We start from the raw sequence: 11,324 nt of genomic DNA, 5'->3' as shown, positions 1-11,324 counted from the left end.
GAGTAATTTCTACCATCAAATCAATGAAATAATTTCGATTGATCAATCAGTAAAAATCCACACAAGTTGTTCTTCATAATCTCTTAATGATCTTCTTGTTGGTTCGTCACCAGCAAGCTAGGTCGGCTATATTACTCTCTATCTCTAGAAAGTCAATCAATAATGTTAATCTTTTTTCCTAACAAATCACTTTTTAATCAAATCTTAAAATCTCATTCGAAATCTTAACAACCCAACCAAGCTATTGATTTATCAGAAGTTTTATTTAACATCACCGCCGATGGATGTGCATTCTACAGCATTTCATTTCCAGAACAACCCCTTTTTTAACTTATTTTATAAATAACAGTTCGTCTGTTTATTTATTATCCAGAATTAGTGTTTTTGTCTATTTTTTTAATGCAATTGGCACTGTTTCTGGGATTTTATTTGTGTTTTTTCCTTCATTTTTCTTTTCTTGCCACTTTAATGGGCGACAATCTATGTATTCACAATAACCCGCTGCTCCTTCTTCTCTATATTCATCAATTTTCACTTGATAAGTAAAACTTCCAACATAACCTGCTGCAAGCCCAAATTTAAAATCACCACGGCTTTGCGCTTGAATCTGAATCGTCGTTTTACCATTACTAAAATTCCATTCGAATTCACGTGGCAAATACATATCTTGATTATTGGGTGTCGTTATTTTGGGATAAACACGATGAACTTTGAAATAGACATTTTCATCAAACATTTGCGCTGTCGATTTATTGGAATCCCTTAAATAGATTCGCGACTGAATAATCTGATTAAAGTTATTGCGTAATTGTGCAAGCAATAATTGACGCTGATCTTTCAGGTTAATAATCTGATAAGTAAAAAAACATAAAGGCAGATAAGGAATATTAATTGCTCGGGCATATTCAAATGAACCCATCTGATTGATCTGAAATGTTTGTTCTTTATATTGAATTGTTCCCTTGCATCGACAAAGTAAAGACCAATGCTCGAATAATCCTAGTTTTAATTTTGTAAAATGCGAAACAATCGGTTGAGTGATAATCTGTAAATCGACACTAAGTTCGCTATCTTGTCGCTGCAATCTAAATTCAGGAAATGTGCCACTCAGTATTTCTCTGCTACCAAATTGATAATAATCATTTTGTAGTTGGCACTCATTTTCCAATGAATAACTGTTGAACTGCCCTACCATTTGTGCACTTATACTGCTCATTACTGCAACTGTATCTAGAGCAGTTGTTTTGATTGCCGATGGATTGCGTAGCATCGGAACATTGGGTTGTCCGAGAATAGTTAAAAAATTAAAATAGTGTAAAGGTGCAGGTAAATTTGGAATCATCAATCCTTGATGAATTATTTTAAACCATCCTTTAGGTGGATGGTAAGCCAGACCTAGCGGGAAGCGAGCCTGATTGAGTTGTTTCGATTCATCTACAAGATTCATAAGCAACTGCATATCAGACTCCCTTTTATTTTATAACGTTTATTCAGTTGTATTATTTCTAGCTAAAAATGTTGTCACAAAACCTGAGAATGCATAAATAATCGAAATAGCCAAAATACCCACAGGAATATTATAAGTCACTGCTGCAAGAATAAAGACGGCTATCGGTAATACAAAGAAAGGAACACGTTTGCGGTCAACGGTTTTAAATGAATAATATTTGATGTTTGAAATCATCAGCAAACCTACAGCGATAATGAATCCCGCATTGAAGATTTGAATCATGATGTCTTTTAAATCAAAGATGTAAGGGAAGTCTCTTCCAACCCAAATCAATGAAATAATAATAATTGCAGCAAGCGGGCTTGCCACACCAATAAAGTAGCGCTTATCAACCACAGCAATTTGTACATTGAATCGTGCTAAACGGAATGCTGCGCATGCAGTATAGACAAAACAAGCTGCCAGACCTATTCGCCCCAACTCATGCAAACTCCAGCTGTACATTAAGATTGCAGGAGCAACACCAAACGCTAACAGGTCTGATAATGAATCGAACTGCTCACCAAATGGACTTTGAGCACCGATAGCACGTGCCACACGACCATCCAAACCATCAAATAACGCAGCAAGAAAAATTGCATATATCGCTTGTGTATATTCACCATTTGTACTGGCAATGATTGAATAGAAACCTGACAATAACGCAGCTGTTGTGATCAAATTTGGCCACAAATAAATTCCGCGACGTTTCACCTTCTGCCCTTCATGCGTATGCTCTTCCTCTTCCACTTCAAAAGTAATGCCATCAAATCCATGATCTTGATGTGAGGAATTGGGGGTTTCTGGTTTATTTATATTTGTCATATTTGAATTCCATCTGCGACTCTTGATCAGAGCTGTTGATCTTTCAACGAATATTTACTGCGTGTATTTCTAAGAGAAAATGCTATGAATTACTTGATTTATTTCGTCTAAATTTTGTAATTCACAGCATCATTTAAGTGATCATTCACGAATTAAATCGAGATTATTCACCCACCAACCAACGTACTGCAGCATGTCCACCGTTATCACTCATACGTAAATGTGGGAATAACCACTGTAATGCTTCATCTGCATCTTCAGAGAATTTCCAAGGTGGATTGATCACCAGTAAACCACAACCATTTAACCCAACTGGCGTGTCATCTGGCCATACACATATTTCACAGACCAATTGACGACGGATACCTGTTTTAAACATTTTCTTTTCAAAACGTTCAATCATGGCACGATCTTTAATTGGATACCAAATTGCAAAAACGCCTGTCGGCCATTTTTTATAAGCAGCAACAATCAATTCCACCAATTGTGGGAAATCTTTACGCTCTACTTCATATGGTGGGTCAATCATGACCAAACCACGTTTTTCTTTTGGTGGAATGACACCAAGCAAACCTTCATATGCATCACGCTCATGTAAGCCTGCACGTTTATCACGAATATTGTAATAAAGCTGTTGGAATACATCACGCTGCATTTCAAAAATTGTAGCATGATCAATATCACGCATACCTTCCAAAGCAAACCACGGCGAACCTGGATAAGCACCTTTGCCTGAGCCTTCACGCATATCTTCTACAACTTTCAGATATTGCTTCACACCTTCAGGGGCATTACGTTTAATCGAATCATCCAATTTAACTAAACGATGAATTCCTGTTAAAAACTCACCTGATTTTTGCGCTTCAGAAGTCGATAAATCATATTTACCCGCACCACCATGGGTATCTATATAGCGATATGGTTTATCTTTATCATTTAGACGAGCCAAAAGTTGAAGCAATAAGACATGCTTCATAACATCGGCAAAGTTGCCTGCATGGAAATGGTGACGGTAATTCATGTTTCGATTAATTCCTGAGTTCAATAATCATTTTAGCACGAAAAAATAGTTCTTCACTGCCCTTCGTTTGTTCTAAGATAGAAGTGCCTTTTATTGCTTTATTTTTTGGTATTTTATGGAAGCAAGCTTACTCCCAAAGTCGTGGAATGTTGATCAAATTTTAGATGATTTAGATCAACACGGCTTTACGCTGATCGATGATGTTTATTCTTCTGAATACATAAACGCACTGGTAAAAGAATGCACGGTTCATCTTGATGAATTTCGCAATGCTGCGATACAAAATGGCGTGATCAGCAACATTCGCAGTGATCACATTTTATGGATCAATGAAAATCTTGAAATTGCCCAACAGCATATTGAAACCCTAAAACAACTGTCTCAGATTTTAAATCGTTACTTTTATTTGGGCATAAAAGATGTAGAAGCACATTTTGCCTGTTATAACATAGGTGAGTTTTACGCGTTGCACCGCGATAATCCGCAAGGTAAAAATGGGCGGATAATTTCTACTGTATTCTATTTACATGAAGACTGGCAGGATAATTGGGGCGGCGAATTACATTTGCAGGACAAAAATCAGCAATGGCATATCATTCAACCGAAACCCAACCGAATTACAATATTTCAAAGTGATTTAATGCATGAAGTGCTTCAAGCTAAGCATCAGCGATTATCCATCACTGCATGGTTAAGAAGTGATGGTGGAATTTTATAGGGCAAAATGTTTTTACTGTTATACCCTTATATATCAAAGTAAATTTTCAATTGATTACTTGATGATGTAAGGGTTTTATTCAAAAACATCTACATCAATATCCATGGTCTGAAAGTTTATCGAGGCATTTTGCAACGCTGCATCTCAATTGACATCCCTTTAAAATTTGACAATTGACCTTATTATAGAAGTTATAAATTTACAGGATTCAGCATATGTTTGAAAATACAAAACAAATTATCTCTCGCATTGGAGAAACGGATCAATTGTATTTATCAAACAATACACCTGAACTCGCTCTCGAACGTGGTGATTTACGTTTACAATTGGTGATGTGTAGTCATTCAAAACAAGAACAAACTCACTTCCTGCAAGAAGCAATAGTTTTGCTTGAAACCGCACGTATTGAATATGCAGAAATGCCAATGTCTTTATATATAAAGCTGTCTTTACATTTAGCAAAAGCCTATATGATCTTTTTTGAGATCACCAAAGAAACACGTTATGCTTTGATTACCAAACAGATTTTACAACCATTAACACAACATGAAAATGGTGATATTTATTTCATGTTAGCTTATGCATCTGTAAGTAAAAATGATCTTGCGCTGACTCGTCATTGGTTAAATAAATATGTAAAAACCACTGAGTTTGATTTGGCTTTACTACAAGAGCATTCTTCTTTCCGCATCATCCGCAAAGAAACATGGTTTTCGCAGTTAGTGCAAAATAAATTGCATTGATTCAAGCGTATCATCTATGAGAATTATTCCTCCCAAGAATCATATCTTATAAAAAAGAAAAGATGGTTATTGATAAAAATAACCATCTTTTTTGTTGCTCTAGGGAAAAGTGAAACGCTTAAACTACCTGCATTTTGTATGCATCCATATGTAATTGTTGGTTAAGTTCATCAACCCAAATTGCCCAATCATCATCTTGAACCAAATGACTAATTAAGAAATCTCGTTGAGACTTATTCCAAAATGCTGCGTCATGTAAATTTTGATTCGCAGACAATTGATGTGTACGTATATATAACTCAATCGCCGCAGGACTATTGGCCAGACCGAGCTGAGCAAAAAGTAATTCTAAGGATGGTTTATGTTGATTGAGCATCTCGCCCTCCTTATCAAGGAATCTGTCATTTATTATTCAATTAACTTATAAGATATTGTCAAAAAAACCTAGTCATAAAACTAGGTTTGTTGTTTCAATTTGTGTTCAAAGATTACACGACCCTGAAAGCTTATGTTCTGTATGTAATTGCTCATTCAAAATATCGACCACCATCGCCCAATCATCATCTTTTTTCCAATGACTCAGAATAAAATCCTGTTGGGATTTACTCCAAAAGTCCGCTTTATGTAAGGGAATATCCATGGTTAATTGATGGGTTTCAATAAACTGATCAATCGCTTCAGGAGTGGAATCCAATCCCAACTGATCAAAAAAGAGTTCTAAGTTCGGTTGTTGATCAAACATATCTTTCTCCCCCAAGCCTAAATGGTTCTTTTAACGGTAGTCCGAAATTCAATCGGTTACAATTACCAAGACTTTACAGCGTGTTATTATTTTGTTTGTTTTTTATTTTTTTCGTTTTTAAAACCCTCATCAAATAAAAAAGCACCCCAAATTAGGAGTGCTTTTCAATCTAATCTAAAAAGATAAAAAATCTTAAAAGATTATATTTTTATTATTTAAGCATATCAGCAATTGCTGCACGCTCATCTTCAAGTTCTTGAAGAGTATTGTCCATACGCTCACGGCTGAATGCATCAATTTCTAAGCCTTCAACACGTGTGTATTCACCGTTTGCACATGTTACTGGAACACCGTACATAACGCCTTCTGGAATACCATAAGAACCGTCAGAAGGAATACCCATCGTTACCCATTCGCCGTTTGTACCAAGAGCCCAATCACGCATGTGGTCGATTGCAGCATTTGCAGCAGAAGCAGCAGAAGACAAACCACGTGCTTCGATGATCGCAGCACCACGTTTACCAACGGTAGGAAGGAATGTGTTTGCATTCCAGTCCGCATCGTTGATTTTGTCTTTTAAGTTTTCGCCATTTACAGTTGCAAAACGGTAGTCAGCATACATTGTTGGAGAGTGGTTACCCCAAACTGTAAGGTGTTTGATGTCAGCAACAGCAACACCAGCTTTTTGAGCAATTTGAGTCAACGCACGGTTGTGGTCTAGACGCAACATTGCGGTGAAGTTTTTCGCTGGAAGATCTGGAGCAGATTTCATTGCGATATAAGCATTTGTATTTGCAGGGTTACCTACAACAAGAACTTTAACGTCACGGCTAGCAACTTCGTTTAATGCTTGACCTTGACCGATGAAGATTTCACCGTTTACTTTTAATAAGTCAGCACGTTCCATACCTGGACCACGTGGACGTGAACCAACCAATAACGCATAGTCAGCATCTTTAAATGCAACTTTAGGATCATCAGTACCGATCATGCCTGCCAATAATGGGAAAGCACAGTCATCTAGTTCCATCATTACGCCTTTAAGCGCAGCTTGAGCTTTCTCAAAAGGAACTTCTAACAATTGCAAAATAACTGGTTGATCTTTACCTAACATTTCGCCGCTTGCGATACGGAAAAGTAAGCTATAACCAATTTGACCTGCAGCGCCTGTAACGGCAACACGAACGGCTTGCTTCATCTAATTATCTCCAATTGAGGATATTCAATGCGATTAAATAGTTAGTCCATTTAATCTAATAATCATAAACGCCAAAGATTGTACTCCAATCCTTTGACAGTTGCATGTAAAAGAGAACGTATTTCAACAAAAGTATGATAGGAAATATAAATAGAACCGTTCAAAAAATCAGTAAGTCCCTTTAATCGAAAATGTACTTGGACAATTTGAAACGATACGACTTGAACACTGCTTGTACTGACCATTCACCGTATAACACACTTGAATTTCTGTCAGCACAGGATTTGTTCGAGAGCTTTGACAGGTAAAGCGGATACTATTACTGCTCATTCCAGGGTTTAACTTTACAAATTGTGCTTTTAGAACAGTATGTTGTACATTTTGATTTTCTGCACTGGTTAAATTAGCAGGAACTTTCAATTTATCGGCTAAATTAATCACGGTTCTAAAATATTGGCTTGCATTCATTGGCACGCAACCACCAACACTTTGCCATAATTGAATCCTTGCATTTTCTTCAGGCATCACTCTTGCAACCACTTTTGATTGTATAGGTGACAAGTTCGCTGATGAATTGGTATTACAGTTTGATTGCGTTGTTTCGGGCAGCAAACCTGTGATATTCAATGAATATCCTTCTAAGCATTTTCGTTGCTTTTGTTTCGTTACATCTAATGCACAGATTGCAGGCGTTAATTGAACTTGCATGACATAACCTTGTAGTCCTTGCGGAGCAGCCATGAGCGAAGAATTAAATAGAAAAAATCCTGCACAGCACAAAGTCCATGTCAGTATTTGTTTCTTTAACTTCCGCAAAATTTTGAAAATCATGGATTTACCAATAAAGTTCCATACAAGTTCGAGTTAACACGCTATTGCGCAGCACGTGTTGGAATAACAGGCATACGACTTTCAATTGCTTGAGGTCCTTGTCCTAATAAAATTCCATAATGTGCTGCATTGGTCATGACATTTTTGACATAGTCACGCGTTTCATTCAACGGAATAGATTCCGTATACTGATCTGCTGAAAGGTTTTGATAATCGGGCTGCCAACGCTTAGCACGATTTGGCCCTGCATTATAACCCGCTGTTGCCAATACTGGATTACTGCTTAATTGCCCTTGAATCATAGACAAATAAAATGTGCCATAACGAATATTGGTATTTGCATCACTTAACGCAGCTGGATTATAAGTCTCACCCATTTGTCGTGCCACTAGTTTTGCAGTTCCTGGCATAATTTGCATTAAACCGCCTGCACCCACATGCGAGCGAGCAGCAGTAACAAAACGACTTTCTTGACGCATCAAGCCATATGCCCAAGCTGGGTCTATACCTGCATTTCGACTATGGCTGACCACTAAAGACTGATGTGGTGTGGCAAAACGATAGGCATAGTTATGTTTTTTCTCGGTACGGTCAGCCGCATAAATGGCACGATCATACCAACCCATATCTGTCGCACGCTTTGCCGCAGCAAGTAATAAGCCATCGTCATGTTTTAAATATGCCTGACGTACTGCCCAGTTCCATTCTCTATTAATATATGTTGCAGGTGCATTAATATCACGCAATGCAAACGCACGACGGAAATGGATATCTTGATTCAGGCGTTGAACATCACTTGTCGTCGGTTGTTCTTGTGCAGATGCATCGTTATAACGCTGACCAATACGATCTTTGGCGAGCAGGTTGTGATAATCATCACCAGACATTGCCAAACGCTTATAAATGTCCTGTGCAGATTTTTTAGATGAATTATCGCCACGTTGCTCTGAAGCACGTGCTAACCAATATTGCCAACGATCTTCTTGTTTTTGCGTCACACTCATACTATCTATAGCACGAATCACGCTTTCCCAAGCACCGAATCGAATCGCTTGTCGTGCATATACTTCAGATTCTTCAGCACTAAATGGTAGACCATAACTTGCATCAAAATTCTGTAGCACTTCACGATTAAAATTATTCTTCATAATCGTAGTACCGCCAATATATCCGACTGTACGATAAATATATTTTTGCACATCGGCTGGTACATCTTGAACAAGCTTCGGTACGGACTGTAAAGCCGAAGTAAGGTCTGTATCTGCAGCACGTCCCAAGGCATAAACCACATAGGCATAATCCGCAGTGCTCGTTTTAGGTGCTGACCATAAATAATTCAAAGGATTCGCTTGAATTTGATTCAGTTGAGCCAGTGACAAATTAATCCCAATCGATTGTGCAGTCGCAATAGCTTGGCCCGATTGCCCTGCTCTTAATTGTGCATATAAACGTTGTTGACGATCTTGTGCAGTCATAAGTGGGCTAGACAACATTAAACGTCCTAAACCATTGCAAGACTCGGGCTGCGAACTCGTTGTGAGCCAAACATCTTTAAATTCTGCAAAAACTAAAGAATCACCCATTTTCGCACGGACTTGCGCCACAGCACAATTTTCAGCTTGATCTGCATTGGTCACATAAGCCAATACAGGTTGAGCAGCACTATAATCTGCTTGTTTTACTTTTTCTTCTACATAATCCGCTGCCAACTTTTCCGCCATTGCAGATTGTGGATAGCGTTTTGCAAAATTGACAATATTAGCAGCAGGCTGAAATGCCAAATTGGAATTTAATATCCAATAATCTGGATAATAACCCAAGGCATCATTCTGCATGCTTTCGCGAAATTGCTCTAAAGCACTTGGACTATTGGCATAACGCAATGCATCATTAAATTGCGCTTCCGTTGCGTGTGAGATTTGCAAAGTTGTGCATGCCATCATCCCTAAAAGATAAATTTTAAATTTGTTCTGTTTAAATTGTTGCTTTAACACGGCTTTTCTCTCAACCTGAATGACTAGCCTATAACTAGCTGATGCACTTATTTGTGTTTAGTTTAAATATTCTAATCCATTTCTACTGTTGTGTTATGTAACCTTATGATTCATAGCCAATAATACCCTTCACAATTTGCACATATTTTTCAATTTAAAATACTACGCATAAACAATATGTCTTTGTGAGTAAATACTGTAAAATATTGGGCTTTTGTTGTGTCTGTTAAAATAGACCCAGAAAATTTAGAATTCCCTTATCGTTTTATTTATAGGATAAACGCCTCCATGACGGTTCAAACCTTCATCCCAAATGGTGCCAAAGCTGCCTCAGAAAACACTGTTCTCCAGCCACAGCACACCCCAGCCGACGATACAGTGAAAAAACTGTATATCGAAACGCAAGGGTGTCAGATGAATGAGTATGACAGTCATCGCATGGCAGATCTTTTAGGCGACTCACACGGTTACATTTTAACAACCGACCCAAATGATGCAGATATTTTACTGATGAATACCTGCTCGATTCGTGAAAAAGCACAAGAAAAAGTGTTTTCTGAATTAGGTCGCTGGCGCAAGCTAAAAGAAAAAAATCCTGATCTTGTGATCGGTGTAGGTGGTTGTGTTGCATCTCAAGAAGGTGACAATATTCAAAAACGTGCACCTTATGTCGATATGGTCTTTGGCCCACAGACTTTGCACCGTTTGCCACAAATGCTCGATCAACATGCTGATCAAATTGAAAAACCAAAAAAAGATAAAATCAAACTGGTGGATATTTCATTCCCAGATATTGAGAAATTCGACTTTTTACCTGAACCACGTGTCGAAGGCTATAAAGCTTTTGTTTCGATTATGGAAGGCTGTTCAAAATACTGCTCATTCTGCGTCGTTCCGTATACCCGTGGCGAAGAAGTTTCTCGTCCATTGGATGATGTCCTTGCAGAAATTGCAGGCTTGGCAGAAAAAGGCGTTCGTGAAATCAATCTGCTTGGTCAGAACGTGAATGGCTACCGTGGTGAAACTTTTGAAGGTGAAATCTGTACTTTTGCAGACTTACTACGCTTGGTTGTAGAAATTTCGGGAATTGGTCGTATACGCTATACAACTTCACATCCGCTTGAGTTTAATGATGATTTAATTCAGTGCTACCATGATTTACCACAAATGGTGTCTCATCTCCATTTACCAGTACAAAGTGGTTCGAATGATGTTTTAAAAGGTATGAAACGTAACCATACTATTGATGTCTATATCGAAAAAATTAAAAAATTACGTAAAGTTCGCCCAGATATGCATTTATCTTCAGACTTTATTATTGGCTTCCCTGGTGAAACCGATGCCCACTTTGAAGAAACATATCAATTTATCCAAGATTTAGATTTTGACCATTCGTATAGTTTTGTCTATTCAAAGCGTCCAGGTACACCTGCTTCTGAATTAGCCGATGACACATCAGAAGAAGTAAAGAAACAGCGTTTAGCCAAAGTCCAAAACTGGATTAAACAATCAAGTATCAAAAAAACTGATGCGATGTTAGGTACCATCCAACGCGTCTTGGTCGAAAATGTTTCCAATAAAGATCCAAATGTATTGGTCGGCACAGCAGACAATACACGTTTAGTAACATTTATTGGAAATGCAGATTGGGTTGGACGCTTTGCAGAGATTGAGATTACAGAGATTAAGACCTTAAATTTAGTTTATGGCGAACTCTTGAATCTTGAGCCTGACGTGGCGTAATGTAAGGGTATAGACTTTCA

The 11,324-nt window shown here is 37.9% G+C and carries 11 protein-coding genes; 3 read left to right on the top strand and 8 right to left on the bottom strand.

The window, feature by feature from the left end:
• Positions 1 to 388 precede the first annotated feature (388 nt).
• The 3 genes from ACG94X_RS01690 to ACG94X_RS01680 all read right to left on the bottom strand — a co-directional run bounded on the left by ACG94X_RS01690 (position 389) and on the right by ACG94X_RS01680 (position 3,335).
• Positions 389 to 1,459, bottom strand: coding sequence for a DUF6670 family protein (locus ACG94X_RS01690; RefSeq protein WP_419381988.1), 1,071 nt, complete (start codon positions 1,457 to 1,459; stop codon positions 389 to 391).
• Positions 1,460 to 1,486: 27 nt separating this feature from the next.
• Positions 1,487 to 2,314 carry a CDP-diacylglycerol--serine O-phosphatidyltransferase gene (gene pssA, locus ACG94X_RS01685; protein ID WP_419381987.1) on the bottom strand — a complete coding sequence of 276 codons (828 nt, stop codon included), beginning with the start codon at positions 2,312 to 2,314 and terminating at the stop codon, positions 1,487 to 1,489.
• Positions 2,315 to 2,477: 163 nt separating this feature from the next.
• Entirely contained in the window at positions 2,478 to 3,335 is an 858-nt protein-coding gene (locus ACG94X_RS01680; protein ID WP_419381986.1) for a 23S rRNA (adenine(2030)-N(6))-methyltransferase RlmJ, read from the bottom strand.
• Between the two features lie 115 nt (positions 3,336 to 3,450).
• Here ACG94X_RS01680 and ACG94X_RS01675 point away from each other — a divergent pair, with 115 nt between their 5' ends.
• Together ACG94X_RS01675 and ACG94X_RS01670 are read left to right on the top strand one after the other, a co-directional pair.
• On the top strand, positions 3,451 to 4,053 hold the full coding sequence (locus ACG94X_RS01675; protein ID WP_419381985.1) for a 2OG-Fe(II) oxygenase: 603 nt from the start codon (positions 3,451 to 3,453) through the stop codon (positions 4,051 to 4,053).
• A gap of 215 nt (positions 4,054 to 4,268) precedes the next feature.
• A complete protein-coding gene (locus ACG94X_RS01670) occupies positions 4,269 to 4,796 on the top strand; it encodes a hypothetical protein (protein WP_419381984.1) in 528 nt (175 codons plus the stop codon).
• 118 nt (positions 4,797 to 4,914) lie between these two features.
• On the opposite strand, the gene ACG94X_RS01665 is transcribed toward ACG94X_RS01670, so the two are convergent.
• From ACG94X_RS01665 to ACG94X_RS01645, 5 genes are all read right to left on the bottom strand, one after another.
• The gene (locus ACG94X_RS01665) at positions 4,915 to 5,172 is read right to left on the bottom strand and encodes a DUF2789 family protein (protein ID WP_419381983.1); all 258 of its coding nucleotides are present in this window, start codon (positions 5,170 to 5,172) and stop codon (positions 4,915 to 4,917) included.
• A gap of 105 nt (positions 5,173 to 5,277) precedes the next feature.
• Positions 5,278 to 5,538 carry a DUF2789 family protein gene (locus ACG94X_RS01660; protein ID WP_419381982.1) on the bottom strand — a complete coding sequence of 87 codons (261 nt, stop codon included), beginning with the start codon at positions 5,536 to 5,538 and terminating at the stop codon, positions 5,278 to 5,280.
• Positions 5,539 to 5,749: 211 nt separating this feature from the next.
• The gene (locus ACG94X_RS01655) at positions 5,750 to 6,736 is read right to left on the bottom strand and encodes a malate dehydrogenase (protein ID WP_419381981.1); all 987 of its coding nucleotides are present in this window, start codon (positions 6,734 to 6,736) and stop codon (positions 5,750 to 5,752) included.
• A gap of 168 nt (positions 6,737 to 6,904) precedes the next feature.
• Positions 6,905 to 7,567, bottom strand: coding sequence for a ribonuclease T2 family protein (locus ACG94X_RS01650; protein ID WP_419381980.1), 663 nt, complete (start codon positions 7,565 to 7,567; stop codon positions 6,905 to 6,907).
• 41 nt (positions 7,568 to 7,608) lie between these two features.
• Positions 7,609 to 9,510: a lytic transglycosylase domain-containing protein gene (locus ACG94X_RS01645; RefSeq protein ID WP_419382008.1), complete on the bottom strand. Its 1,902-nt coding sequence runs from the start codon at positions 9,508 to 9,510 to the stop codon at positions 7,609 to 7,611.
• 339 nt (positions 9,511 to 9,849) lie between these two features.
• Here ACG94X_RS01645 and miaB point away from each other — a divergent pair, with 339 nt between their 5' ends.
• Positions 9,850 to 11,304, top strand: coding sequence for a tRNA (N6-isopentenyl adenosine(37)-C2)-methylthiotransferase MiaB (gene miaB / locus ACG94X_RS01640; protein ID WP_419381979.1), 1,455 nt, complete (start codon positions 9,850 to 9,852; stop codon positions 11,302 to 11,304).
• Positions 11,305 to 11,324: the final 20 nt, after the last annotated feature.

Source organism: Acinetobacter psychrotolerans (assembly GCF_048552595.1).
Taxonomy (GTDB): domain Bacteria; phylum Pseudomonadota; class Gammaproteobacteria; order Pseudomonadales; family Moraxellaceae; genus Acinetobacter.
This window is presented reverse-complemented; position numbering and strand designations above follow the sequence as displayed.

Bases quoted from the DNA above. Each gene is read 5' to 3' on its own strand.
- ACG94X_RS01690 (WP_419381988.1), bottom strand. From the start codon at position 1,459: ATGCAGTTGCTTATGAATCTTGTAGATGAATCGAAACAACTCAATCAG.
- pssA (WP_419381987.1), bottom strand. From the start codon at position 2,314: ATGACAAATATAAATAAACCAGAAACCCCCAATTCCTCACATCAAGAT.
- ACG94X_RS01680 (WP_419381986.1), bottom strand. From the start codon at position 3,335: ATGAATTACCGTCACCATTTCCATGCAGGCAACTTTGCCGATGTTATG.
- ACG94X_RS01675 (WP_419381985.1), top strand. From the start codon at position 3,451: ATGGAAGCAAGCTTACTCCCAAAGTCGTGGAATGTTGATCAAATTTTA.
- ACG94X_RS01670 (WP_419381984.1), top strand. From the start codon at position 4,269: ATGTTTGAAAATACAAAACAAATTATCTCTCGCATTGGAGAAACGGAT.
- ACG94X_RS01665 (WP_419381983.1), bottom strand. From the start codon at position 5,172: ATGCTCAATCAACATAAACCATCCTTAGAATTACTTTTTGCTCAGCTC.
- ACG94X_RS01660 (WP_419381982.1), bottom strand. From the start codon at position 5,538: ATGTTTGATCAACAACCGAACTTAGAACTCTTTTTTGATCAGTTGGGA.
- ACG94X_RS01655 (WP_419381981.1), bottom strand. From the start codon at position 6,736: ATGAAGCAAGCCGTTCGTGTTGCCGTTACAGGCGCTGCAGGTCAAATT.
- ACG94X_RS01650 (WP_419381980.1), bottom strand. From the start codon at position 7,567: ATGATTTTCAAAATTTTGCGGAAGTTAAAGAAACAAATACTGACATGG.
- ACG94X_RS01645 (WP_419382008.1), bottom strand. From the start codon at position 9,510: ATGATGGCATGCACAACTTTGCAAATCTCACACGCAACGGAAGCGCAA.
- miaB (WP_419381979.1), top strand. From the start codon at position 9,850: ATGACGGTTCAAACCTTCATCCCAAATGGTGCCAAAGCTGCCTCAGAA.